Below are 24,581 nucleotides of genomic sequence, written 5' to 3' on the forward strand. Positions count from 1 at the left end.
CGTCAATCGCCCAGGAGAGCGCGCGACACGGCCGCCTCACTGGCGGGCAGCAGCGGCAACCGCACGTCCGGGGTCGGGATCAGGCCCTGGGCGTGCAGCACTCCCTTGATCACGGTGGGGTTGGGCTCGGCGAAGAGCGCGGCCGCGAGCCGGGCCAGCCGGTGCCCGAGCGTCCTCGCCCTGGTCACGTCGCCCGCGTGCCAGGCGTCCGCCAGCTCGACGTAGCTCCCGGTCTCCAGGTGCGCGGAGGCGAGGATCCCGCCGGCGGCCCCCAGCGCGAGCAGCGGCGAGATGAACACGTCGTCACCGCCCACCACCTCGAACCCCTCGGGCAGGTCGCCCAGCAGGTCCACCGCGTCCTGGTCGATCCCGCCCGCCGCGTACTTCATGCCCGCGATCATGGGGTGGGCGCCGAGGTGCCGGTACGCCGCGGCCCCGACCGCCTGCCCCGTCCGGTACGGGATGTGGTAGATCACCAGCGGCACCGGCGTCTGCTCCGCCAGCGCCTCGAAGTGCGCGATCACGCCGCGCTCCCCGGGCCGCAGGAAGTACGGCACCGTCACCAGCGCGGCACCCACCCCCTCGGGCAGGTCGCGCAGGGCCCGAGCCGTCGAACGCGTGTCGTTGCCCGTCACCCCGACCGTGAGCAGCGCCTGCCGCTCCGCGCAGACCCGCGCGCACGTCTCGATCACCCGGGCCCGCTCGTCAGGGTCGAGCGCGGCCACCTCGCCCGTCGTGCCCAGGGCCACCAACCCGGCGGCGCCCTGGTCAAGCATGTGGAAGGCGAGCTTCTCGATCGTGTCCACGGCCACCTCTCCGGACGAGGTGAACGGGGTGACCAGCGGTACGTGGATTCCTCTCAGCATGCTTCGAGCGTGCCTTGCCCCGATACGTTAGGTCCAGCGCGGATTTCTTCGGTCGAGCTTAAGCTGCACTTATGCTCGACCCGCGCAAGCTTCACCTTCTCCGCGAACTCGCCAGGCGCGGCACGATCGCCGCCGTCGCGGAGGCGGTCACGTTCACGCCTTCGGCCGTCTCGCAGCAGCTCAGCGCTCTGGAGCGGGAGGCGGGGGTGCCGCTGCTCGAGCGCACGGGCCGTACCGTGTCGCTGACCCCCGCGGGCCGCCTCCTGGTCGAGCACGCGCACGCCGTGCTGGAGCAGCTCGAACGCGCGTCGGCGGCGCTCGCCGCCGCTCGTGGCGGGCCCTCGGGGCCGCTGCGGATCGGGGCGTTCCCGACGGCGGCCCGCGTGCTCCTCCCCCCGGCCCTTGTCGACCTGACGGAGGCGCATCCCGGGCTGGTGCCGATGGTCTCCGAGATCGACCCCGCCGACGTCTCGGCCGCGCTGCGGGCCGGGGAGCTGGACGTGGCGCTCGTGCACGAGTACGACTTCGTGCCGCCGGTGACCGACGCGTCCATCGAGACGGAGCCGCTGTTCACCGAGCCGATGTACCTCACCGACCGGCCCTCGATCGCCGCCGCCCGCGCCGACTCGTGGATCACCGACAGGCCGGGCACCCTCTGCCACACCATGGCGATCAGGGCGTGCCAGGCGGCCGGGTTCGAGCCGCTCGTACGCCACCACATCGACGACTTCGACACCGTGCTCGCCTTCGTCGCGGCCGGTCAGGGGGTCGCGCTCGTGCCCCGGCTGGCGGCGATCGACCCGCCCGAGGGGGTGACGCTCACCCGCCTGCCGTTGAGCCGCCGCACGCTGGCGGCGTTCCGGCGGGGGAACGGCGAGCACCCCGCGATCAGGGCGGCCGTCGCCGCCTTCCACGGGGCGATCACCCACCTCCCCCTCTGAGCAGCCCGTTGACCAGGTCGGCGAAGGCGGCGGCCAGGCGTTCGTGCTCACCGGCCCGCAACCGGCTCGCGATCGGCTCCATGTGGAGCGTGCCGAGCAGCATGTGAGCGATCTGCTCGGCGTCCACGTCGGGCCGCCCCTCGGCGATCAGCCCGGACACGTGCCGGTGCCAGGACAGGTAGATCGGGTTGCTCTCCCTGGGCTGCTCGCCGTGGCTCTTGCTGGTGACCATGGCGTGCTCGATGGCGCTCATCAGGTTTCCGTTGCGGGCCGCCAGCTCGGCCAGCGCGGTGAAGAACGCGAGCAGCCGCGCGGCCGGATCCGCGCCCGGGCCCAGCGGCGGCGGCCCTTCGGTGAAGGCCTGCTCGAGCTCGCGCGCCCGCTCGCTCATCAGCTCGAGCATGAGCCCCGTACGGCTCCCGAACCGGTGGAACACCGTCCCCTTGCCCACGCCGGCGGCGGCTGCGACGCGCTCGACGGAGACCTGCTCGGGCGGGTGCCGCCGTAGCAGCTCCTCGGCCGCCCGCAGGATGGCCTGCCTGTTGCGCGCGGCGTCGGCCCGCTCTCGACGTTCCATCCGGACATTCTTTCCCATGGACAAACTTGACCAGTGGTCCATATATTAACTGGACCACTGGTTCGGTTTAAGGAGTCCAACATGCGCGCGATCGTCCTGTCCGAGAAGGGCGGCCCGGAGCGGCTCGAAGTGGCTGACCTGCCGCAGCCGGGTCCCGGGGCGGGCCAGGTCCTCATCCGCACGCAGGCCATCGGCGTCAGCTACGCCGAGACGCAGATCCGGGCGGGCACGCTGCCCTTCCCGCTGCCGCTGCCCGCCGTGCTCGGCGCGGAGGCGGCCGGGGAGGTGGTCGAGGCGGGAGAGGGAGTGGACGCGAAGCTGCTCGGGAGCACGCTCGTGGGGGTGACCGGCGGGCTCGGGTCGTACGCCGAGTACGCCCTGCTCCCGGCCGCCATGACGGCCCCTGTGCCGGACGGCGTGAGCGCGGTGGACGCGCTGGCCGTGGCGGCGCCCGGTGCGATAGCCCTCGCCCTGCTGCACAAAGCGCGCCTCGACGGCGGAGAGACGGTGCTGGTGGAGGCGGGCGGCAGCTCGGTGGGGACCTATCTGGTCGAGCACGCGAAGGAGTTCGGGGCCGGGCGGGTGATCGCCACCGCCGGCTCGGCCGCCAAGCGGGACCGGGCCGCTCTCATGGGCGCGGACCTCGTGATCGACCACAGCTCGCCCGGCTGGCCCGGCGAGCTGCCGGACGTGGACGTCGTCTTCGAGTCCGTCGGCGGCACGGTGGCCAGGCGGGTGCTCGACCACCTCACTCCAGGCACCGGCCGGATGCTCTACTACGGCCTGCTGAGCGGGGAACCCGCCGCCGTCACGGCCGCCGACCTGATGGAGCGCGGGGTGACGGTGACCGGCTGCAGCGGTCCTGGGTGGGCCGGGGAGGTGTTCGCGACGCACCTCCCGGCGATCCTCGACCGGCTCGCCGCCGGGACGAGCAGGGCCTATGTCGACCGTACGCTGCGGCTGGAGGAGGCGGCGCAGGCCCACCGCCTCCTGGAGAGCCGGGCGGTCACGGGCCGGATCCTGCTCCTCCCGTGAGCGTCAGGCGTCGAGCACCGCGTCGAGCACGGCTGCCGTGCTCGACCCGCCCTGGTCGTACTCACCGGCGGTCACCGCCACGACCAGCTCGTCCTCCGGCCGGATGAGCAGGCGCTGCCCGCCGTTCCCCATGCCACCGGCCCAGCGGCGCTCCCCGGTGCTCACGTACCACTGGTAGCCGTACTCGAAGCCCTCGCCGAGCACGACCCGCGGCCGTAGCAGCTCCTTGAGCCACTCACCGGGCACGATGCCCCGGCCGCCGTCGAGCACCAGCTGCCCGATGGCGGCCAGGTCGACCGGCCGCAGCCGGAGCCCCGCCGCCGCGCTCACCGTCCCGTGCTCGCCCTTGGACCACTCGAAGGCGCCTGTCCCGAGGGGCTCGAAGAGCGCGGTCGCGGCGTACTCCTCCAGCGGTTTCCCCGCGCCACGCGCGATGATCCCGCCGATCAGCGCGGTCGCGCCGCCGCAGTAGAGCCATCGCTTCCCCGCCTCCTCGATGATCGGCCGTTCCAGCACGTACCGGTACCTGTCGGGCGCCAGCTCCATCGCGATCTCGCTGTTGGCGGGGCTGGTGTAGGGGGCGTCCTCGTTCCATTCGAGGCCGAGCGTCATGGTCAGGGCGTGCTCGATGGTGAGATGGGCCCGCGCGGGATCCGCCGCCAGGTCCTGATATTCCGGGAACTGCGCCACCAGTCCCGCCCCCGGCTCCGGCACCAGCCCCTCGCCCAGCGCGATGCCGTACAGCAGCGCCACCACGCTCTTGGACACGGACCTGAGGTCGTGCAAGGTGTCCCGGTCGAACTCGACGTGCCCCAGCGAGTCGCCCAGCCGGTAGTCAGGCCCGGAGCCGTACCGCTCGAGAACGACCTCCCCACTCCGCATCACCACGAGTCCGTGGAAGTGCGGCGCTTTGCCCGCACGCAGGATCTCGTCCACCTGTTCAGCCAATGCCACGATGTTCCTCCCGAAGTCGGCTCACACCGGCATACAGCCTCACACAGTGTCAGGTTCAATGAATTGCTAGAGATCCCTGGGGATCTTGAGCGGCGTGATGGCTGGGCTCGTTCGACTGCCCCGTGCTATGGGGGCTGAGTGAGGCTTTGTCTGCGAAGTAGCTGGAGAGAAGATCGTGGTGGCGCGCTGGGTGGCCGCGGCCATATATCGCTCGCATGTTCTATGACAGCCTTAAATGATGTAATCTAACGGTCACTCAACGTGAAAGTCGGGAGACTGAGTGCGGGTGGTGCCGACTTGCCGCTGCGTTCGCAATCGGGGTTGGGTCGGCACGCTGTCAGCCCCTATGCTCACCGGCTTTGCCCGATTCTTGAAAGGGATGACGTCAGCGCGGGTCCGGCGCGGCGCTCTGCGGGGATGCCGTCAAGGCCGTCACCGCGGAGGTAGCCAGTGAGTCGGAGGCTTGCCCTGGCCGAGGGCGAGGGTGCCCGGACGGCGTGCGTTCGTGTCTTGCTGCGTGGCGGGGTGGAGGACAAGACCGGCGAGTTGGTGTCTGCGGGTGTGCTGGCGATGCGGGTCGGCTGGTGTGCAGGACTGGTGTCGGCCATGGCCGCGGGGCTGATGGCCGAGCACTGGAGCAGCGCTGACGTCGGATTGCTGGCGGGCGGGGTGGATGCGGGCGGGCGACGCCTGCCGTCGAACGCCTGGATGGCAGTCCGGCGGCTGGGCTGGACGGCCACCGTACCGGAGGGCGTGAGGGTCAACGACCGGATCGTGCGGATGGCCCAGGAGCAGGCCGGGCGGCTGCTGCGCTCCGCGCATTGGCGGGCCGAGGTGACCAGCGGCGTGCTGGCCACCTGGCCCGCCGACCCGCTCAAGCGCACAGCTGAGGAATGGGACGCCGTGCGCGCCGCAGTCCCCGACGGCCGGCACCTGCCTTCCAGCGTCATCAAGTCCCGCACCCGGCAGATCGCCACCTACCTGCGAGCCAACGGCCGGCTGCCGGCCGATGTGTTCGAGCTGGAGGACGTGCCTCGGGTGGTGGGGATGCTGCTGCTGGCCGCCTGCGACCGTCAGCAGGCCACCGTCGAGCGCAGCGAGAGCGACCCGCGGCGGGCTGTGCTGCAGCTGCAGCTGCCCACCCGGCCCGACCCGCTCTCGTATGCGGATTGGACGTGGGTGGCCTACCCCATCACCCTGCCGCCCACGGTCCCCGCCTCGGCGGTCCTGCACCTGCCCACCCTTCGCCTTGCGGGCGGCCGGGTGCAGGCTGATATGGCCTACACCCACGCCGTTCCCACGACCAGCCATACCGGTCATACGGTCGCTCTCGGCGTGGACTGGGGCCTGAACACCCTGCTCAGCGCGGGCACGACCCGGCTGCACCCCGACGGGCGGATCAGCGCGCTGGGCTCCGGCGCCCAGTTCCGGGCCGCCGGAGTCCTGGCCAAACAGCACCGGCTACGCCGCCTGTCCGAGCACCTGCACGCCAAAGCCGGCCACCACCAGCGGCTCATCGCCACAGACGCCCAGCACGAGCTGACCGGCAAACACACCGTGCTACGCGACGAGATCCGGCACGTATCCAAGCGCCGCTCCAACCTCAACGACGCCCTGGCCTGGGCCGCCGCACGCTGGACCGTCGACCAGGCCATCGCCGCCCGGGCCAGCGTCATCTACCTGGAAGACCTGCGCTCGCTGGAAGCCCGCGGGATGGGCCGCACCCTCAACACCCGCCTGTCACAGCAAGTGCGCGGCCGCATCGCCGACCACATCCAGCACCTGGCCGCCGAGGTTGGCATCGCCGTCGTGACCGTCCCGGCCCGCGGCACCTCCCGGCACTGCCCGCACTGCCTCACCCCGCTGCGGCACCGCCAAGCCCCTGACCAACCGACGATCGCGGGCTGGAAATGGGCCATCTGCCCCAACCCCGGATGCCGCTGGCAAGGCGACCGCGACCACGGCGCCTGGCGCCGCATCGCCGCCCGCGGCCTCACCCACCAAGCCAAGACCGTCACCGACCGTGCCAGCGGAGCCATGGTCATCCGCTCGGTCATAGACACCCTCGAAGCCAAGGCGGTCATCACCCCGCCCTCTGCGAAGACTCGCCGGCGGGATCGGTCCAAGACCGCACCCACCCGGCGCCGCACCACACGCCCCGCGCCCAGGCGACGCAGGGCACCCTCCCCAGCACGGCCCACCCGCCCTGCTGGCCAGCGTCCGGAGGGACCCGCACCAACGGACCGGCACCGGCTGCCCCGCGCAGCCCACCGGCACCAGGACGGACAGGCGATCAGCACACCCACCCACCGGCACCGACCACGAGGAGGAGCGTTAGGCGCAGGTTTCCACCTGAACGCCCACGCCACCCCACCCCGGTGGCAACCGATCCCAGATCCCATGCGGGACACAGGATCGCTACGCTGATCAGAGACGCTTCCTGGCTTCCACGATGCCCGTGCTGAACCACGGCCCGCCGTACCAGAACCGCCAGCCCGCGTCGCGTCTTCGCACGTCGACCACGCCGAGCGAGCGCAGGGTGTCCTCGTACGCGGGCGTGTGCTGGAAGTCGGCGAGCACCATCAGCCCGCCGGGACGCAGCACCCGGTGCGCCTCGCACACGGCCTGCGCGCGCCCTTCGGCGTCGGGGATGTTGTGGATGGCCAGGCTCGACACGATCACGTCGAACGCGCCGTCGCCGAACGGCAGGTCGCGCATGTCGCCGGTCACCAGCTCGACCCGGTCGGAGACGCCCTCGGCCTCGGCGTTCGCCCTGGTCGTGGAGTCGCGGTTGCCTGACTGGTCCTTGGAGCGCCACAGGTCGATGCCGGTCGCCCTGCCGTGCTCGAGCCGTTCGGCCGCCATCAGCAGCACCGCGCCACGGCCGCAGCCGAGGTCGAGCAGCCGCTCGTCACCTTCCAGCTGCTGGAGCTCCTCGGCCCACACCCGGAACTTGCCACGCCGCGTCGTGTAGAGGTAGCTGGCCGCGCTGGCCAGCGTGTAGAGCCCGCCGAACAGGAACGCGATCCCCGCCACGGGGATGTCGAGCAGGAAGGAGATCACCGCGAGAGCCAGCAGCGCGATCGCGCCCAAGAGCAAACCGGCCAGCGCCCCGGGTGCGTCGAATCCATAGCTTCCGTGTCGCTTGCGCACATTCACGTTATATCTCAAGGTGGTCTTGACATGGAATTGACCGAACTTCTCTCCTTCCTACCGTCTTTCCCGCACAGCGCATTACTACGGTGACCTGGATAAGCGCGCAATGGGGGTTTGACCAGGCATGACAGAGAACCGGCGGGGATTCGGCCTGGGGGCGGGCCTGGCAATCACGTTCGCCTCCGCTCTGCTGTGGGGGGTCGCGCATCTCGCCACCGAACGCAGCAAGACGGGCCTGGCGCTCATGTTCGGCTACATCGCGATGCTCGCCGGCACCCTCACCATGTTCACCGCGTACAGCGCCAACCTGCTGTCGCTGGCGGTGCAGCCCCGCTGGCTCATCGGGCTCACCGTGGCGCTGGTGGTGCTCGCGCTCGCCTGGACCGGTGTGATCGTCTGGTCTTTCCTCCTGGTACGCCCGCCGCGCGCGGACACCGTGGGCCGCTTCCTGACCACCGCGCTGACCATGGCCCTGTGCGCGCTGGTCCTGGCCCCGACCGTGTACGCCGCCAGGCTGGCGTACCTGTCGCGGGACGTCGTGAACACCCTGTTCGCCCCCGCGAGCAGCGCGCCCGTCATGGCCCAGGACCCGTGGAACGGCGCCCGCCGGGTCAACTTCCTGCTCCTGGGCGGGGACGCGGCGCCGAGCCGGCCCGGAGTGCGTACCGACAGCATGACCGTGGCCAGCGTGGACATCGAGACCGGCGCCACTACCCTATTCGGCCTGCCGCGCAACCTCCAGCACATCGAGTTCCCCGACGGCCCGGCACGGGCGCGCTTCCCCTTCGGCTTCACCGGCAGCGGCACGGACGCTCCCGGCCTGCTCAACGAGGTCTACCAGTTCGCCGAGGACAATCCGGACATGGTGCCGGGCGTGGCGAAGGGCAAGCGCGGCTCGACCCTGCTGAAGCAGACGATCGGCGGCATCCTCGGCATCGACGTGGACTACTACGCCCTGGTGGACATGAAGGGGTTCGCGGAGATCGTCGACGCCATGGGAGGCGTGAAGGTCACCGTCAAGGAGCCCATCGTCTACGGCAAGTACCGCGAGGGCCTGCTGCCCGCCGGCACCCGCAGGCTGTCCGGCGAGGAAGCCCTCTGGTACGGCCGCTCGCGCACCGACAGCGACGACTACGTCCGCATGGGACGCCAGAAGTGCCTGCTCAACGCGGTCGCCAAGCAGGCCGACCCGATGACCGTGCTCAACAGCTTCGAGCGGCTGGCCGCGGCCACCAAGCGGGCCATCTCGACCGACCTCCCGCAGGAGCTGCTGCCGGCCGTCGTGGAGCTGGCACAGAAGGTCAAGGACGCGAAGATCCGCAGCCTCAACTTCGTGCCGCCGCTGATCGACACGGTGTACCCCGACTGGTCCCTGATCCGCCGCAAGGTCGCCGACGCCCTGGAGGAGCGCCATCCGGCCGGCCGCCCGGCACGGACGCCGGGCCTGGACAGCCCGGTCAACCTCGACGCGACCTGCACCTAGATTGTCTCGTCCAGGTTGTCCGCGTAGTACTCGACGGCCCGCCGGTAACCGCCGACCTGCCCCGACTCGGCGACCACCTTGAGCAACGTGGAGACCGCCTCCTGCGGGCGGCCGAGGTTGTACAGCGTCATCGCCATGAACGTCCGCAGCCCCGGGTCGCCGGGGAACTCTGCCAGCGCGCTGACGAACGTCTCCAACGCCTGGTCGTACCGCCCGAGCACGCGCAGCGTGCTGCCGAACCCGGTGTAGGCCCCGAGCCGGTCGCTCAGCTCCTTGCCCGCCAGGGCCGTCTCGTAATAAGGCACCGCCTCGGCCTCCAGGCCGAGCACGTCGTGGACCCAGGCCGTCTGGTAGGCCACCTCGGCGTCGTCCGGATGCCGGCGCGCCAGCTCGACCAGCACCTGCCTGGCCTCCTCCGGCTTGCCCTCCTCCCGCAGTCGCGTTCCCCGAGCCAATTCGTCATCTCTCATGCACGCAGTGTGGCATGATGGTGCCGACCAGAAACGGTAACGGTTTTCATGCTCATCTGGAGGGGCCGTGAGGGTGGCGTTCGTCGGAAAGGGCGGCAGCGGCAAGACGACGATGTCCGCGCTGTTCGCCCGGCACGTGGCGAGGCAGGGCGGGCCGGTGGTGGCCATCGACGCCGACATCAACCAGCACCTGGCCATGGTGCTCGGCCTCGACCGGCAGCCGGAGCCGCTCGGCGCCCGTCTCACCGAGATCAAGGAGCGGCTGCGCGGCGACAACCCGCGCATCCCCTCCGCCGACGCCATGATCAAGACGACCCCGCCCGGTCGCGGCTCCCGGCTGCTGAGCTTCGACGACCTGGCCGCCGACCCGTACGCGCTGACCACCCCCGAGGGCCTGCGCCTGCTGGCGACGGGCCCGTTCAGCGAGGACGACCTGGGCGTGGCCTGCTACCACTCGAAGGTGGGCGCGGTGGAGCTGCTGCTCAACCACCTGGTCGACGGTCCCGGCGAGTACGTCGTGGTCGACATGACCGCGGGGGCCGACTCCTTCGCCTCCGGGCTCTTCACCCGTTTCGACCTGACCTTCCTCGTCGCCGAGCCGACCAGGCAGGGCGTGAGCGTCTACCAGCAGTACCGCGACCACGCCGCCTCCTACGGCGTCGCGCTCGCCGTGGTCGGCAACAAGGTCCACAGCCAGTCCGACGTCGACTTCCTGCGCGAGCACGTGGGCGACGACCTGCTCACCTGGATGGAGCACTCGGCCGCCGTGCGCGCCATGGAGCAGGGCCGCCACTTCACCCTTGACGACCTGGAGCCGGCCAACGCCGACGCGCTGGCCGTGCTGCACAAGGCCCTCGACGAGCAGGACAAGGACTGGGAGCGCTTCGGCCGGCAGACCGTGGAGTTCCACCTGCGCAACGCCCGCGCGTGGGGCAACGAGCGGACCGGCTCCGACCTGGCCTCGCAGATAGACCCGGATTTCGTGTACGGCCCCTGAGTGCCCCCCTCAAGCCATCTGGAGCAGAAACGTATCCCCGCATAGCGTCACATTTGATCCCTTTCGAGAGGAGACAGCATGTCGCTGACCGTTCCGAACGATCTGCTCGACCAGGCCAGAGCCGGTGACGTGGACGACGCGGCATTTCTCGCGTGCGTCCGCGACTCGCTCCCGTACGCGTGGTCGCTGATCAGCGAGCTGGCCGAGCAGCGCGAGAAGACGGGAGCAGAGTTCGCCGACAACCAGGTGCCGCCGCCGTCGGAGGAGGCCCGCGGCCAGCTCCTGCGCTGCCTGGCCAGCGACGCGATGCGCGGCGCGCTCGAGCGCCACTACGGGGTACGCCTGGCCTTCCAGAACTGCCACCGGGTCGCCGTCTTCGACCCGACGGCCACGAAGGCCCTGAGCGACTTCGTCACGCCGAGGGCTCAGCTCCTGAACCAGAAGCCGGAGCTGGTGGACTGCTGAACCCGCGCGCCGGTGGCCCGCTCGTGGGTCACCGGCGCAGCATCGGCAGCACCTCTGCCCCGAACCGCCGCACGTTCTCCAATGTCCGCCGATGCTCCCCCAGGCCCTCCACCAGCAAAATGAACCGCTCTATCCCGGTGTTCTCCGCGGTACGCAGAATCGTCTCAGCACAATGCTCAGCGGACCCGACGGGATGAATGCTGGTCAACAGATCCGCATATGCCGGGATATTTCGTGAAGGTCTGCGCCGACCGTCCACCGGCACGTACCCGGCCAGCCCCGGCTCCAGCCACCGAGGCAAGGACCCCTTGAGCTCCCGAACCGCCTGCGCCGTGGAGTCGGCCACGTAGGCGACCCCGGCGGCGAGATGATCGCGAGCCGTGCCGCCGCGGGCCGCGTAATCCCCGACCAGAGCGGCCTTCTCCGCGTCCCCGATGTGCATCCCCAGCAACATCGGCAGCCCGCGCTCGGCCGCGATCCCCACGGTCGCCTCGGAGGTGCACGCCACCACGGGCCGCATCCGCGCGCCGGGCACCACCTGGACCTCCCTGAAGCGGAAGAACTCCCCGCCGGCGGCCACGGGATCTCCAGAGAGCGCGTCGAGCAGCAGATCGAGCGACTCCCCGAACCCCCGCTCGAACCGCTCCAGCCCGGTCCCGAACACCTCCAGATCCACCCACGGCCCGCCCCTGCCGACCCCCAGCGTGAACCGCCCGCCGGACAGATGGTGCAGCATGGCCGCCTGCTCGGCCAGCGCCACGGGATGGTGTGTGGACAACACGCTGACAGCCGTGCCGAGCCCGATCCTCGAGGTCCTGCCGAGCGCGACCGCGGCCAGGGTGGTGGCGGAGGGGCACACGCCGTAGGACATGAAGTGGTGCTCGGCGATCCACGCGTCGTCGAACCCCGCCTCTTCCGCCGCCACGATCAGTTCGACGGCGTTCGCCAGCACGTGCCCGGACTCCTGGCCCGGGAACTGCGCCGCGACGACAAAGACGCCGATCCGCATGTCAGCCGAAAAGCGCTTCCTGGCCCTCGCCCACCAGCGGGTCCCGATGATGCTTGAGGTGCCGCCATTGGGGCAGGTCGTCCAGGTATGACCACGACAGCCGATGATGGGCGGTCGGGCCCAGCCGGGCGAGGGCCTCCTGGTGCAGGGGTGACGGGTAGCCGGCGTTCTCGGCGAAGCCGTACTCGTCGCAGCCGATCGTCCCCATGTACGTGTCGCGGCGGACCTTCGCCAGGACGGACGCGGCCGCGACCGAGATGCTCGCGGCATCCCCCTTGACCTCGAGGCGCACCGGCCAGGGCGGGCCGATGTAGTCGTGCTTGCCGTCGAGGATCACCACGTCCGGGCGGACCGGCAGCGCCTCAAGCGCCCTGCAGGCCGCCCTGCGCAGGGCCTCCGTCATGCCCACCGTGTCGATCTCCGTGTGGGTGGCCTCGCCGTAGCCGATGCCGATCGCCCAGGCGGCCAGTTCCTCGGCGAGCGGGGCGCGCCTGGCGGCCGAGAGCTGCTTGGAGTCCGTCAGGCCGGCCGGCGGCTCTGACAGGTCGGTGACGACCGCACACACCGTGACGGGCCCCGCCCAGGCGCCGCGGCCCACCTCGTCGATGCCCGCGACCGTCCGGATGCTGGGCTGGGAGAGCAGGAGGTGCTCGATGTCGTACGTCGGCGCCATGACGGTAAACGCTACCCGTCCAGAGGGTCCTCCGGTGGGCGGCGTTCCGCGGCGCGTACCGGATCCAGGTCGGCGGCGATGTAGCGGGCGGCCACGTGGATGGCCCGGAGCGTCACCGACACCGAGGGCCGGTGCACGCTGGAGCGGCGGACGACCGCGTGCACGTCACGTCCCACCGGGTTACCGGGGAAGTGGCGCACGGCCAGGCCCCGCACCCCGGCCGCCAGCGCGAGAGCGGGCACGGCCGCGATGCCGATCCCCTTGGCCACGAGCGAAAGGATCGTTCCCAGGCCCTCGAACTCCCACGGCGTGGGCCGGGCGCCGCCCACGTCCGCGAAGATCCGGTCCACCGCCAGCCGCGACGGCTCACCGTCGGGCGTCGCCATCCACGGCTCGTCCCGCAGCTCCCGCAGGTCCAGCGGCACGTCGGGGTCGGCGAGGCGGTGCTTTCGCGGCACCACGAGCACCAGCGGGTCGCGCAGCAGCGGGAACACCCGCAGGCTCTCGCTGTCGCGCGCCCGCCCGTACCAGTCGTCCACGAGCGCGATGTCCACCTCTCCCGACTGCACCTCCCGCATGCCCCGTCCCGACCTGCTCTGCCCCAGCCGGAGGGTCAGCTCCGTGTGGCGGCGCAGCGAGCGTGCCAGCGCCGGCGCGAACGCCACCGCGGCCGTCGGGAAAGCGGTGACCACGACCCGTCCCGCGGGGGTGCCCGCGTGGGCGGACAGGTCCGATTCGGCCTCCTCGACCATGGACAGGATGCGCTCCGCGTGCGCCACCAGCCGCCGCCCCGCGTCGGTGAGCTCGGCGCTGCGCGCGGTCCTGTCGATGAGGGCCGTGCCTGTCTCGCGTTCGAGCGCGACGAGTTGTTGCGAGACCGCCGACGGACTGTACCCCAGCGAAGCGGCGGCCGCGGCGATGCTGCCGCGACGAGCGAACTCGCAGATCAGGACCAAACGTCTCAATTCCAGCATCAGTCTTCCTTATGCCTACCCACAAAAAGCCTCGCTTGTGCTGATGCCTTCATCCAACCACCCTGGGAACGTGACAAACATGGCCGTTACCCTCTCCGCCACATTGGCGGCAAACGAAGACATCGATCGAAGACGGCGCGCCGGGGAACGCGTGCTGCACCTCGCCTTCGGTGAGGCAGGGCTGCCCGTCCACCCGGCGCTGCGCGACAGGCTGGCCGCCGCATCAGAACGCAACGGCTACGGGCCGGTCGCGGGGGCGTCCGAGCTCAGGACGGCGGCGGCGGGCTACTGGACACGACGGGGGCTCATCACCGACCCCGACCTGGTCGTCTGCGGGCCCGGCAGCAAGTCGCTGCTGTACGGCCTGCTCCTGGCGATCGGGGGAGACATCGTCTTGCCCGTGCCCAGCTGGGTCAGCTACGCAGCGCAGGCAGATCTGGTGGGCTCGCGCCCCATCCTGGTGCCCGCACCGCCAGGAGAGGGCGGGGCGCCCGATCCCGATCTGGTGGCCGACGAGGTCAGGCGCGCCAGAGCGCAGGGCAGGACCGTGAACTCGCTGCTGGTGACGCTTCCGGACAACCCGACAGGTCGCCTGGCCAGGCCCGAGACCATCGGCCGCCTGGCGGAGATCGCCCGCGAGCTCGATCTGATGATCATCTCGGACGAGATCTACCGCGACCTCGTTCACGACCCGGACCTGCCGTACACCTCGCCTGCCGATCTCGCGCCGGAGCGCACGATCATCACCACCGGGCTGAGCAAGAGCCTGGCGCTGGGCGGCTGGCGGATCGGCGTGGCCAGGCTGCCTGCGGGCGCCCACACGCTGCGCAGGAGCCTGCTCGCGGTGGCCAGCGAGATCTGGTCGGCGCCCGCCGCCCCCGTACAGGAGGCCGCGGCGTACGCCTTCAGCGAGCCGCCCGAGCTGACCGACCGCATCGAGCGCAGCCGCAGGCTGCACGGCACGGTCGCGAGGGCCGTACACGAGAGGTTCGCCGAGATCGGGGCCGTCGCGCCCATGCCTCAAGGCGGCTTCTACCTCTACCCCGATCTGAGCCATCTGCGACTCGGCGGCTCCGCCGAGATCACCAAGATCCTTTTGGAGGAGCACGGCATCGGCGTCCTGCCGGGACACGCGTTCGGTGACGATCCCGCGGCGGCCAGGGTGCGGGTCGCGGTGAGCCTGCTCTACGGCGACACGGCCGAAGAGCGACTGACCGCCCTGAACAGCCCAAATCCGCTCCAACTCCCCTGGATCTCCGCCAATCTGGACTTCCTGTCGAGGGGCCTGAAAGAGCTGGCCCTCGTGCGGCACGGCGCGGTGCGTGAACGGCATCTCGCGTTCGTGCCGACGCCATGTCACAGTTAGGCGAATCTTTCCCCAAGGGCTGGTTTACCGTCCCCCAAAAGGGGCCTCTGACCTGCGGAAACACCCCATCTGCAGAAACCTGCAAAAGATCTTCCTGATGGCATGGTTACGTGCGCCCCTCCTTCCCCTCATCATGTGCACATGCCCGCTCTTGTCACCTTGTCCGGGCGCTCCGTGCGCCTGGAACCTCTCAGCCTCGCGGTGATCGACGACCTCGTCGCCGCGGCGAGTGAAGACCGCTCCACTTACGCCTTCACTCGTGTCCCGGATGGCCGGGACGAGATGGTCTCCTACGTGGAGGCCGCCATGGCTGAGCAGGCGGAGGGCCGCTGTATGCCCTTCGCCATCCGGTGGCTGAACACCGACCGCGTGGTCGGTGCCACCCGTCTCATGCACCTGGAGTACTGGCAGGGCCCCATGCCCTGGCCACCGGGTACACGCGGTGCGGTGGGCGAGATCCCGTCCGTGGCGGACATCGGCTACACCTGGCTGGGCGCCGGCGCCCAGGGCACGGGTGTCAACCGGGAGAGCAAGTTCCTGATGCTCTCACTCGCCTTCGAGACATGGAACGTCCACCGCATCACCCTCAAGGCAGACGTACGCAACACCAGATCCCGGGCCGCCATCGAGGCCCTCGGCGCACACTTCGACGGGGTGCGGCGAGCGGATAGCCGAGGCGCCGACAACACGGTCCGAGATACCGCCTTCTACTCGATCCTGAACTCCGAATGGCCGGCAGTGCGTGAGCGGCTGGCCATGCGGCTCGGACTGGTCGAGGCAGCCTGAGAACACGTCCGCCACGGCCCCGCCCCAGAAACTTTGGGCGGGGCCGTATTTTTTCCTGCCTGCAGGTGCTCTACATGACACGCCCCCGCGATGTGAGTCATGCCTAGCCGACCTTCAGCATCCAGGGGCGCGCTCAACACCAGATCAAAGACGGATTAACGGCACATTTAACGATCAGTCCGAATCTAGGTGACAAACGACATTGGATCTATCATTTGGCCACAAAACGATCCATTGGCTTGGAGACATACGGCATGGCTGGTCAGAGCGTTGAGGGCGGACTCAGGTTCGCCGTGCTCGGTCCTGTCCGCGCGTGGCGTGACGGCCAGGAGCTCGATCTGGGCACCCCGCTGCAGCGTTCCATTCTCGGCATGCTGCTCCTGCGCGAGGGCCATGCGGTCACTCCCAACGAGATGATCGACGCGGTGTGGGGCGAGGAGGCGCCGCCGCGGGCACTCGGCGCGCTGCGCACCTACGTCTCCAGGCTCCGCACGGTGCTCGAGCCGGACAGGCCCGCCCGTTCCCGCCCGGAGCTGCTCACGTCCATCGGCAGGGGCTACGCGCTGCGACTGCCCGACGGCTCGCTCGACCTGGTCCGCTTCGAACGCGGCGTCCAGGAGGCCGAGAGCGCGCGCAAGGCGGGCCGGCTGTCCGAGGCCGCCCGGGCGCTGCGGACCGCGTTGTCGCTGTTCGAGGGCGAGCCGCTGGCCGGGACCGTCGGCCCGTACGCCGAGCACCAGCGCGACCGGCTGGTCGAGCGCCGCATCAACGTCGTCGAGACGCTCATGGACGTGGACCTCGAGCTGGGCAACCACGCGAAGATCGTCTCGGAGCTGATCGCGCTGACCGCCGACCACCCGCTGCGCGAGAAGCTGCGTGCCCAGCTCATGCTGGCCTACTACCGGTGCGGGCGGCAGGGCGACGCACTCAACGTCTTCACGGAGACGCGCGAGGCCCTGATCGACGAGCTGGGCATCGAGCCCGGCCCGGAGCTGGCCGCGCTGCACCAGCGCATCCTGGCCGCCGACCCCACGCTGGCCGCTCCTGTGCCGGCCGACTCCGGGGTGACCGAGGAGGAGCAGCCCGCCGAAGCTCAAGAGCCGCGGCCGGTGCCCCAGCTTCCGCGCCCCGCGCAGCTCCCCGCCGCCGTCAGCGACTTCACCGGCCGCCAGGAGCTCGCCGCACGCCTGCGTGCCCAGCTGTCGACGCCTGAGGGCGTGCCTCTGGTGGCGATCTCCGGCATCGGCGGCGTCGGCAAGACCGCGCTGGCCGTGCACGTCGCCCACCTGGCCGATGACCTGTATCCGGACGGCCAGCTCTACGCCGACCTGCGCGGCTACACCGACGAGCCCACCGCGCCCGAGTCGGCGCTCGGCGGGTTCCTGCGCGCGCTCGGCATCCCGCCTGACGTCATCCCCGCGGGGCTGCAGGAACGTTCCGCCCTCTACCGGTCGATCCTGGCCGAGCGCCGCATCCTCGTACTGCTGGACAACGCCCGCGACGCCGAGCAGGTCAGCCCGCTGCTGCCGGGCTCGCCCGGGTGCGCGGCGATCGTGACGAGCCGCGGCAAACTGGCTGATCTGCCCTCCGCAAGGCTGATCGATCTCGACGTGATGGAGCCGGGCGAGGCGCTGTCGCTGTTCGCGTCGGTGGCCGGGGCCGAGCGCGTGTCGGCCGAGCACGGGGCGGCCATGGACGTGGTGGCGGCCTGCGGGTTCCTGCCGCTGGCGGTGCGGATCGTGGCCTCCAGGCTGGCCGCGCGGCCCTCATGGACGATCGCCTCGCTGGTGCCCAGGCTGGCCGACGAGCAGCGCCGCCTCGACGAGCTGCGGGTGGGCAACCTGGCCGTCGAGGCCACGTTCGCGCTCGGGTACGGACAGGTGGAGCCCCCCGCGGCACGCGCCTTCCGCCTGCTCTCGCTGCCCAACGGACCCGACGTCTCGACCGGCGCGGCCGCCGCCGTGCTGGCGGTGAGCGAGTTGGAGGCGGAGTCCGTGCTGGAGTTCCTCGTGGACGCGAGCCTGCTGGAGGCCCCCGCGCCCGGCCGCTACCGCTTCCACGACCTGCTCAAGCTGTTCGCCAGGCGCGAGCTGGACAAGACCGAGCGACCGCAGGCCAGGACACTGGCGCTGCGCCGGCTGCTCGGCTTCTACCTGGCCTCGGCCCAGTCCGCGCACCGGCTGGCGTACGAGGGCAGCATGATCCCCGGCAGTCTCGTGGTGATCGGCGGCGGGCGCGCCTTCAGCTCCGCCGACGAGGCCGTGGCCTGGCTGACAGCCGAGGGCGACTCGTTGTTCGCGACCATCAACCAGGCCGCCGCCGCGGCCCGCACCGCCGAGCAGCTCCTGCCCGCCGCCGACCTGCTGCTGGCGATGGAGCCGCTGCTGGAGTCGGGCACGCACACGCGCGAGTTCGGCCACGCCACCCGCGCCGTGCTGGCCGCCGCCCAGGGTCTCGGCGACCCGGCCAGCGAGCTGCGCGTCCGGTACGTCCTGGGCCGGGTCCTGTTCGCCGGCAACCGGCTGAAGGAGGCCGAGGAGCACTTCAGGATCGTGTACGAGCTGTCCACGGCCCGCGGCGAGCAGATCGTCACCGGCGAGGTGCTCAACGCCCTGGCCGTCGTCGTCGGCAGGCAGCGCCGCCACGTCGAGGCGCTCGAGCTGTTCGACTCCGCGATGCGGTTCTACCGGGAGAACGGCGTGCCGGCCGGCGAGGCTCTCGTGCTCAGCTACTCCGCCCGCGACCACCTGGGTCTGGGCCGCGCCGAGGACGCGATCGCCGCGGCGCAGAAGGGCCTGGCCATCTTCACCGAGATCGGCAGCGGCGCCGGCACCGCCCGCGCCCGCTACCACCTCGGCATCGTGCTGTCCCGGGTCGGCCGGCTCACCGAGGCCGTCCACCACCACGCCGAGTGCCTGGCCTTCTTCCGGGCCAGCAAGCAGCGGGTCTGGGAGCAGCGGGTCTGCTCCCGGCTGGCCGAGACGTTCATCGCCGCCGAGCGCCACCCCGAAGCCGTCCGCCACGCCGAGCAGGCCCTGGTGGTCTCCCGCGAGATCGGCCACCCCTACGGCCAGGCGTTGTCGCTCACCGTGCTCGGCAAGGCGCTGCACGGTCTCGGCAACACCATGAAGAGCCTGGACTGCCTACGGCAGGCGTTCGACATCTTCTCCCGGCTCGGCGCCCCCGAGGCCGGAGACCTCAAGGTCCTGCTCGACGGCATCCCCGTAGCCGACCTCGTCACCGAGCCCGCCGTCGTCGAGTCCTGAGTACAGCTCGTCGTCCAGACGTGTCATCCACACATGGTTGATCAAGGCTGTCCTTTCGAAAGCAGCCCGGCCGGTCATCTTTGACCGCCACGCGTCGCTAGGGGGCCCGGTTGTCCGGATGCTCCGCGTAACGGCCAGCCGCCTCACTCCAGACGACCGGCCGGACCCTGACACGGCCCTCGAACCCCCCAAGGTCCGTGTCCTGGCACTGAGCCTTCACCCGAGGCGTCAACATAGAATCAACGGCCGATTAAAGCAGGAAATAACCTTCGGCTATCAGGGGCCTGATCGCGTCGGCGTCGGCGATCTCGCCGTCGCCGACCAGCTCGGCGATCACGTTGAGCAGCGGGCCGAGCGCCAGCTCGCCGTCGCACACGCCGGCCAGCGCGGCCTCCACCGTGCCGACCTCCCGGCTGCGGCGCAGCCCTTGCGTCTGGCGCAGCACGATGCGGATGGGGTCCTCCGCGCCCGGCAGGCCGATGCGCTCGTCCAGCAGGCCGTCCGCGGTACGCAGGCGCGCGGCCTCCAGGCCCTTGGCCCGGTGGGCGGCGGCGATGGCGTCGACCACGGAGTCCACGTAGTCGCCGACCGGGAGCCCGACCTGGTGGTCCAGGTGCTCGACGCGTACGACCGGGTCGAGCGTGCCGGAGTTGCGCATGGTGATCCAGCCGAACCCGACGCCCTCGACCTTGCGCTCGTCGAACCAGGCCAGCCAGCGGTCGTAGTGCTCGGCGTAGCCCTTGGTGCCCTGCTCGGCGGCGTCCCTGAGCCAGAGCTCGACGTACTCGGCCGGGTCCTGCACGTCGCGCTGGACCACCCACGCGTCGCAGCCGGTCTCGCGCAGCCAGCCGCCCACGCGGTCGTGCCAGTCCTCGCCCTCGACGTGCAGCCAGTTGGCCAGGAAGTGGGCCTGGCCGCCGGGGTTGAGGTGGCGGGGCGTGTGGCGTACGAGATCGCGGCAGAAGCCGTCGCCGCCTGTCTCGCGATAGGTCAGCTCACCCTTCGGGCCGATGACGAACGGCGGGTTGCTCACGATCAGGTCGAACAGCTCGTCCTCGACAGGCTCGAACATGGAACCCGTACGCGCCTCCACGTCGGAGATGCCGGACAGCTCCCAGCTCAGCCTGGCCAGCTCCACGGCTCGTGGGTTGACGTCGGTGGCCACGATCCGCTCCGCCCGCCCCGCCAGGTGCAGCACCTGCACCCCGCACCCGGTGCCCAGGTCGAGCGCGCGGCCCACCGGGCGGCGGGTGACGAGCTGGGCCAGGTTGGCCGAGGCGCCGCCCGCGCCGACGACGTGGTCGGGCCGCAGCGCCGGGTCGCCAGGGCGCACCTTGCGGTCGGAGACCAGGTAGCCGCCGGTCTCCCAGGGCTGCAGGTGCACGGTCGCCCTCACCTGGTCGCCGTCGGCGCCGACCAGCCCGGAGTCGAGCACTTCCGGCGCGACGGACTTGGCCGGGACGGGAACGCCGAGCCACCACAACCTGATCAACGTGGCCAGTGGATCGCCGTCAGCGGTCGCCCGCAGGGCCGGGACCAGCTCCTCGCGGGCCAGCGCCGAGGCGGCCACGCTGCCGAGCCGATCGCGTACGCCGTCGATGGTGTAACCGGACTCCAGGAGGTGATGGCGCAGTCGTTCCACAGCCCCATCCTTTCACTGCGAACACTTACGCATGATCCACCGCAGTTCTGATGGTCGCACTCGCACGGGGCTCCGCTGGTCACGCAAGCTGCCGCTCTCCGCCCCAGGCTCGCCGCTCCGCAGAGTGTTCATACTGTTACTCAGGTGCTAAGCGTTCTGCAAGCGGCGGACAAGCAGTGAGCGGTATCTCTAGGGAGGTCACCACACCGTCCCGAGGAGCGGACCGATGCTGATCCCCTGCTTGGCTTGCGGGTCCCGATTCGGACCCGACGAGTACTTCAGCGCCTGCTCCGACTACAACCGCGGCATGGACCTCGTGTCCTGGACGTGCCCGCACTGCGGCAACCGCGACGAGCTGCGCGTGCTCCCGGGCGAGCTGGGGTTCGGCTATCCGCATCGGGGCAGGTTCAACGTGCACGCCCGGGTGCGTGTGCCCGGTCTGCGCAGGCAGCGCGGCGATCTGCGGCTGGACATCTCACTCGACCGTGCGAGCTGGCGCGTCCCCACCCGGCTCCGGCCGGCCGCCGTGACCGTCCGCCGTCCGGCGTCACGGCAGCCTCTCTAGTCCGCCGTCCGCCGTCCGCCGTCACTGCTGGCGGAGGCTCTGCCAGGCCGCCGCGCCCAGTCCCTTGATCTCCTCCTCCGTGGGCGTGTGCGCACCGGCGAACCACAGGCGGCACATCTCCTGCGCCGGCCCCAGCCACAGCACGTAGCACATGGTCGGGTGAACGGGCTGGAGCAGGCCGTTCTTCATGTGCGGCCGCCACCAGTCGGACACCTGGCGGAAGAACGCGCGCCTGGCCTCGGCCACCTCCGCGCCGCCCGGCTCGTGCTTGCGCGGCGGCCGCTCGCTGATCAGCAACCTGGCCTTCTCCGGGTGCTCGCCGGCCCAGCGCATGTGGAAGGCCACGACGGCCTCGATGCCGTCGCGGGCCTCCTGGTGGCTGACCAGCTCGGCGAGGAAGGCGTCCTGGTACGCGGTGAGGATCTCGGCGTACAACACGCCGAAGACGTGCTCTTTGCTGGCGAAGTGGTGGTAGAAGCTGCCGACGCTGACGCCGCTCTCCTCGCGGAGGCTGGCCAGCGTGGTGGCCGACACCCCGTCCTGGCTGAAGCGGCGGAGGGCGCCCTCGATGATGCGGGTCCGGCCGTCGCGTCCGTTCTTGGCACTCTTCACGCTGTCAATGGTGTGCTACCAGAACCTTGTTCCGCAAATAGACCGGCCGGATCGATCCTGGCGGTCACCTCCACCGTTCCGGAGGAGACCGTCATCCGGGCGTCCGGCCAGAACCTGCGGATGAGCCTGAGCACGCGCCGGTTCTCGCCCAGCACGTCCATGCCCACGGTCCGCGCGCCCCGCACGGAGGCCCGCAGCAGCAGCGTGTCGATCAGCCGGGGCCCGATCCCCCGCCCCTGCCACCGGTCGGCCACGACCACGGCGATCTCCACGTCGGCGCAGCCGCCCTTGAAGCTCATGGCGTGGCCGACGATCTCGCCGCACTCCACGGTGGTGGCGACGAGCGCGTCGCGGCGCTCGTCCGTCGCGATCAGTTTGCGCACCAGCCCGGCTGCGGGGGTGCTGACGCCGGTGAAGAACCGGAGCGTCTGCGTGTGCAGCGACAGCCCCGCCAAGAAGCACCTGATCCGCTCCTCGTCGTCCGCGCGGGCGGGGCGGATCTGAGTTCCACACATAGACTCAGAGTCCCAGCAGAGGCTGAGTCTGTCAATTGAACTCAGGTATAATACAAAGATGAACGTTCCCTTCCGGGTGAACAACTGCTCGATCGAGCGCACCCTGGACATCGTCGGGGAGAAGTGGACCTTCCTGGTGCTGCGCGAGGCGTTCAGCGGCGTGCGGCGGTTCGCCGACATGCAGGCGATCACCGGCGCCCCCCGTCAGGTGCTCAGCGCCCGGCTGGCCCGGCTGGTCGACGAGGGCCTGCTGCGCAAGGAGCCCTACCGCGAGCCGGGTCAGCGGCAGCGCGACGAATACCGGCTCACCGAGAAGGGCCGGGATCTCTATCCGCTGCTGGTCGCGCTCATGCACTGGGGCGACAAATACCTGGCCGACGAGGAGGGCCCGGCCGTGGTGCTCACCCACCGCGACTGCGGCGCCCCCATCGAGCAGCACTTCCGGTGCGCCGACGGCCACGAGGTGGGCGGGCCACGCGAGGTGACCCCGGTTCCGGGGGCAGGCGCCGAGCTCAGGAGCGCATAGGCGGGTGCGGGGGCACCCCTGCTGGTGCCTAGTCTTGAGAGCGTGTACCGGTTCCTGCTGACGCCCAGATGGCTCGCGCTCCACGTGGTGGTGCTGCTGGTCATCCCCGCCTTCGTGTTCCTCGGGCGGTGGCAGTTCGGGCGCTTCGAGGAGCGCTCGGCCAACAGCGAACGGGTCACCGCCAACATCGAGGCCGCGCCTGTGCCGCTGGAGAAGCTGGCGACCCCTGGGCAGCCCGTCCGCGACGCGGACCGGTTCAGACAGGTCGAGGTCACCGGCGCGTACGACCCGGCCCACGCGCTGCTCGTACGCCGCCGCCCCCAGGAGGGGCAGAACGGCTTCTACGTCCTGACTCCCCTCGTCACCGGCAACGGCACGGCGGTGATCGTGAACCGGGGCTGGGTGAAGGCAGGCGCCACCGCCGACGCCGCCCCTGAGGTGCCCGCTCCGCCCACCGGGCAGGTAACTGTCACCGGACGGCTACGGCTCAGCGAGACCGAGGAGTCCAGCGGCATCAGAGAGCGCTCCGGGCTGCCGCCTGGCCAAGTGCTGCTGATCAACGCCGACAAGATCGGGCAGGGGCTGCCGTACCGGCTCGTGGGTGGCTACGTGGAGCTGACCGAGCAGTCACCCAAGCCCGCCGCGGCGCCGGCGCCGGTGCCCGCGCCGGACGTGGGCGCCGGAGGCGGACTCAACCTGGCGTACGGGATCCAGTGGTGGCTGTTCATCGGCATCGCCGTGGTCGGATGGATCCTGCTGATCCGGCGCGAGGTGGCCGAGCGGAAGGCCGGGGAGCACTCCAAGGACTCCGTAGCCGCCGCCAATTAAGGTATTGAGGGTGATCCGCCACATTGAGTTCGCCAGTATCCGGAATTTTCGCGACGTAGGTGGATATGCCACCCAGGACGGGCGCACCGTCCAATGGCAGCGGCTCTACCGGGCCGACTCGCTGGGCTGGCTGGCCGGGGACGATCTCGCGGCCTTCCGCGCCTTACACGTGCGCACGGTCATCGACCTGCGGCACTCGTTCGAGATCGAGAAAGCGGGACGCGTTCCCGACACCGAGGGACAGCACTACCACAACCTGCCCATCGAGGGACGCCGCTGGGAGCTCACGCCGTACCGCGAGGAGATCGGGGTCGGGAGATACCTCGCCGACCGCTACCTCGAGGTGAGCGAGGACGGCGTCGCGAACCTCAGGACCGCGCTGGAGACGATCGCGCGGGCCGAGAACGCCCCCGTGGTGATCCACTGCGCTGCGGGCAAGGACCGCACCGGCGTGCTCACCGCGCTGGTCCTGTCGCTGGCGGGCGTCGGCGAGGACGACATCGTGGCGGACTACGCCCTCACCGGGCTGGCCACCGAGGCCTTCATCGCCGACTGGCGCAGGAGGCATCCCGACGCGCGCCTGTGGCCGGGATTCGGCACGGCGCCCGCGGAGGCCATGCGGTTCTTCCTCACCGATCTGTCGGCGCGGCACGGCTCGATCGAGAGGTACGTCACACAGGTCCTGAACGTCTCCCCCGCCACCATCGCAGAACTGCGCGACCACCTGCTGACTGAACCGGGCACAAGCGGGTAGTGGCAGGCCGGGTCCCGTCTGCTGCGTCCAGACGAGCGGCCCATCCCGGGCCTGGGACCGCCCGCAATCCCCCTCCCGGCGGTCCCGGGTCCAAAATCTTGGAGACCCAACGGATACGTCG

24 protein-coding genes are annotated in these 24,581 nt (G+C 70.7%); 13 read left to right on the forward strand and 11 right to left on the reverse strand.

Annotated features, from left to right (window positions below):
- Window positions 1-2 precede the first annotated feature (2 nt).
- On the reverse strand, window positions 3-866 hold the full coding sequence (locus ACIBVN_RS07485) for a dihydrodipicolinate synthase family protein (RefSeq protein WP_397133711.1): 864 nt from the start codon (window positions 864-866) through the stop codon (window positions 3-5).
- A 71-nt stretch (window positions 867-937) separates the two neighbouring features.
- Between ACIBVN_RS07485 and ACIBVN_RS07490 the strand changes: the two genes are divergently transcribed.
- Entirely contained in the window at window positions 938-1,807 is an 870-nt protein-coding gene (locus tag ACIBVN_RS07490; protein WP_397133713.1) for a LysR family transcriptional regulator, read from the forward strand.
- Here the strand turns inward: ACIBVN_RS07490 and ACIBVN_RS07495 are convergent.
- Window positions 1,788-2,384 (reverse strand): TetR/AcrR family transcriptional regulator, encoded by a 597-nt coding sequence (locus ACIBVN_RS07495; RefSeq protein WP_397133715.1) that lies wholly within the window; start codon window positions 2,382-2,384, stop codon window positions 1,788-1,790. The genes ACIBVN_RS07490 and ACIBVN_RS07495 overlap by 20 nt on opposite strands.
- Before the next feature lie 81 nt (window positions 2,385-2,465).
- On the opposite strand from ACIBVN_RS07495, the gene ACIBVN_RS07500 reads away from it, so the two are divergent.
- Window positions 2,466-3,419: a zinc-binding alcohol dehydrogenase family protein gene (locus ACIBVN_RS07500; RefSeq protein WP_397133717.1), complete on the forward strand. Its 954-nt coding sequence runs from the start codon at window positions 2,466-2,468 to the stop codon at window positions 3,417-3,419.
- Between the two features lie 3 nt (window positions 3,420-3,422).
- On the opposite strand, the gene ACIBVN_RS07505 is transcribed toward ACIBVN_RS07500, so the two are convergent.
- On the reverse strand, window positions 3,423-4,373 hold the full coding sequence (locus ACIBVN_RS07505) for a serine hydrolase domain-containing protein (protein ID WP_397133719.1): 951 nt from the start codon (window positions 4,371-4,373) through the stop codon (window positions 3,423-3,425).
- A gap of 450 nt (window positions 4,374-4,823) precedes the next feature.
- Here ACIBVN_RS07505 and ACIBVN_RS07510 point away from each other — a divergent pair, with 450 nt between their 5' ends.
- Complete coding sequence (locus ACIBVN_RS07510) at window positions 4,824-6,800, forward strand: transposase (protein WP_397133721.1); 1,977 nt, start codon at window positions 4,824-4,826, stop codon at window positions 6,798-6,800.
- Here the strand turns inward: ACIBVN_RS07510 and ACIBVN_RS07515 are convergent, their stop codons facing one another.
- A complete protein-coding gene (locus ACIBVN_RS07515; RefSeq protein WP_397133723.1) occupies window positions 6,801-7,526 on the reverse strand; it encodes a class I SAM-dependent methyltransferase in 726 nt (241 codons plus the stop codon).
- Between the two features lie 127 nt (window positions 7,527-7,653).
- On the opposite strand from ACIBVN_RS07515, the gene ACIBVN_RS07520 reads away from it, so the two are divergent.
- On the forward strand, window positions 7,654-9,012 hold the full coding sequence (locus tag ACIBVN_RS07520) for an LCP family protein (protein ID WP_397133725.1): 1,359 nt from the start codon (window positions 7,654-7,656) through the stop codon (window positions 9,010-9,012).
- Here the strand turns inward: ACIBVN_RS07520 and ACIBVN_RS07525 are convergent.
- Window positions 9,009-9,482 carry a tetratricopeptide repeat protein gene (locus ACIBVN_RS07525; RefSeq protein ID WP_397133727.1) on the reverse strand — a complete coding sequence of 158 codons (474 nt, stop codon included), beginning with the start codon at window positions 9,480-9,482 and terminating at the stop codon, window positions 9,009-9,011. The genes ACIBVN_RS07520 and ACIBVN_RS07525 overlap by 4 nt on opposite strands.
- Before the next feature lie 67 nt (window positions 9,483-9,549).
- On the opposite strand from ACIBVN_RS07525, the gene ACIBVN_RS07530 reads away from it, so the two are divergent.
- Together ACIBVN_RS07530 and ACIBVN_RS07535 are read left to right on the forward strand one after the other, a co-directional pair.
- Window positions 9,550-10,479, forward strand: coding sequence for an ATP-binding protein (locus ACIBVN_RS07530; protein ID WP_397133729.1), 930 nt, complete (start codon window positions 9,550-9,552; stop codon window positions 10,477-10,479).
- A gap of 78 nt (window positions 10,480-10,557) precedes the next feature.
- Entirely contained in the window at window positions 10,558-10,944 is a 387-nt protein-coding gene (locus ACIBVN_RS07535; protein ID WP_397133731.1) for an SCO5389 family protein, read from the forward strand.
- Window positions 10,945-10,972: 28 nt separating this feature from the next.
- Here ACIBVN_RS07535 and ACIBVN_RS07540 read toward each other — a convergent pair whose 3' ends face one another.
- Genes ACIBVN_RS07540 through ACIBVN_RS07550 form a run of 3 tightly spaced genes read right to left on the reverse strand, consistent with a single transcriptional unit; the run spans window position 10,973 to window position 13,600 of the window.
- A complete protein-coding gene (locus ACIBVN_RS07540; RefSeq protein WP_397133733.1) occupies window positions 10,973-11,953 on the reverse strand; it encodes an LLM class flavin-dependent oxidoreductase in 981 nt (326 codons plus the stop codon).
- A 1-nt stretch (window position 11,954) separates the two neighbouring features.
- Window positions 11,955-12,626, reverse strand: a complete 672-nt coding sequence (locus ACIBVN_RS07545; RefSeq protein WP_397133735.1) for a ribonuclease HII — start codon at window positions 12,624-12,626, stop codon at window positions 11,955-11,957.
- Between the two features lie 11 nt (window positions 12,627-12,637).
- On the reverse strand, window positions 12,638-13,600 hold the full coding sequence (locus ACIBVN_RS07550; RefSeq protein WP_397133737.1) for a LysR family transcriptional regulator: 963 nt from the start codon (window positions 13,598-13,600) through the stop codon (window positions 12,638-12,640).
- Window positions 13,601-13,679: 79 nt separating this feature from the next.
- On the opposite strand from ACIBVN_RS07550, the gene ACIBVN_RS07555 reads away from it, so the two are divergent.
- The 3 genes from ACIBVN_RS07555 (at window position 13,680) to ACIBVN_RS07565 (ending at window position 19,018) form a co-directional block, all read left to right on the forward strand.
- Window positions 13,680-14,966, forward strand: a complete 1,287-nt coding sequence (locus ACIBVN_RS07555; protein ID WP_397133739.1) for a pyridoxal phosphate-dependent aminotransferase — start codon at window positions 13,680-13,682, stop codon at window positions 14,964-14,966.
- A 141-nt stretch (window positions 14,967-15,107) separates the two neighbouring features.
- Entirely contained in the window at window positions 15,108-15,752 is a 645-nt protein-coding gene (locus tag ACIBVN_RS07560; protein WP_397133741.1) for a GNAT family N-acetyltransferase, read from the forward strand.
- 254 nt (window positions 15,753-16,006) lie between these two features.
- Window positions 16,007-19,018: an AfsR/SARP family transcriptional regulator gene (locus ACIBVN_RS07565; RefSeq protein ID WP_397133743.1), complete on the forward strand. Its 3,012-nt coding sequence runs from the start codon at window positions 16,007-16,009 to the stop codon at window positions 19,016-19,018.
- A 250-nt stretch (window positions 19,019-19,268) separates the two neighbouring features.
- Here the strand turns inward: ACIBVN_RS07565 and ACIBVN_RS07570 are convergent, their stop codons facing one another.
- A complete protein-coding gene (locus ACIBVN_RS07570) occupies window positions 19,269-20,660 on the reverse strand; it encodes a methyltransferase (protein WP_397133745.1) in 1,392 nt (463 codons plus the stop codon).
- A 226-nt stretch (window positions 20,661-20,886) separates the two neighbouring features.
- Between ACIBVN_RS07570 and ACIBVN_RS07575 the strand changes: the two genes are divergently transcribed.
- Window positions 20,887-21,225, forward strand: a complete 339-nt coding sequence (locus ACIBVN_RS07575) for a hypothetical protein (RefSeq protein ID WP_397133747.1) — start codon at window positions 20,887-20,889, stop codon at window positions 21,223-21,225.
- Between the two features lie 21 nt (window positions 21,226-21,246).
- Here the strand turns inward: ACIBVN_RS07575 and ACIBVN_RS07580 are convergent, their stop codons facing one another.
- Together ACIBVN_RS07580 and ACIBVN_RS07585 are read right to left on the reverse strand one after the other, a co-directional pair.
- Window positions 21,247-21,837 (reverse strand): TetR/AcrR family transcriptional regulator, encoded by a 591-nt coding sequence (locus ACIBVN_RS07580; protein WP_397133749.1) that lies wholly within the window; start codon window positions 21,835-21,837, stop codon window positions 21,247-21,249.
- Window positions 21,834-22,352, reverse strand: a complete 519-nt coding sequence (locus ACIBVN_RS07585; RefSeq protein WP_397133751.1) for a GNAT family N-acetyltransferase — start codon at window positions 22,350-22,352, stop codon at window positions 21,834-21,836. The genes ACIBVN_RS07580 and ACIBVN_RS07585 overlap by 4 nt, the downstream gene beginning before the upstream one ends.
- Window positions 22,353-22,410: 58 nt before the next feature.
- On the opposite strand from ACIBVN_RS07585, the gene ACIBVN_RS07590 reads away from it, so the two are divergent.
- The 3 genes from ACIBVN_RS07590 to ACIBVN_RS07600 are packed head-to-tail and all read left to right on the forward strand — an operon-like array spanning window position 22,411 to window position 24,460.
- Entirely contained in the window at window positions 22,411-22,878 is a 468-nt protein-coding gene (locus ACIBVN_RS07590) for a winged helix-turn-helix transcriptional regulator (protein ID WP_397133753.1), read from the forward strand.
- 42 nt (window positions 22,879-22,920) lie between these two features.
- Complete coding sequence (locus tag ACIBVN_RS07595) at window positions 22,921-23,706, forward strand: SURF1 family protein (protein ID WP_397133755.1); 786 nt, start codon at window positions 22,921-22,923, stop codon at window positions 23,704-23,706.
- 10 nt (window positions 23,707-23,716) lie between these two features.
- On the forward strand, window positions 23,717-24,460 hold the full coding sequence (locus ACIBVN_RS07600) for a tyrosine-protein phosphatase (protein WP_397133757.1): 744 nt from the start codon (window positions 23,717-23,719) through the stop codon (window positions 24,458-24,460).
- Window positions 24,461-24,581: the final 121 nt, after the last annotated feature.

The sequence above is a fragment of the Nonomuraea sp. NPDC049400 genome, from assembly GCF_044466425.1.
In the GTDB taxonomy this organism is placed as follows: Bacteria; Actinomycetota; Actinomycetes; order Streptosporangiales; family Streptosporangiaceae; genus Nonomuraea.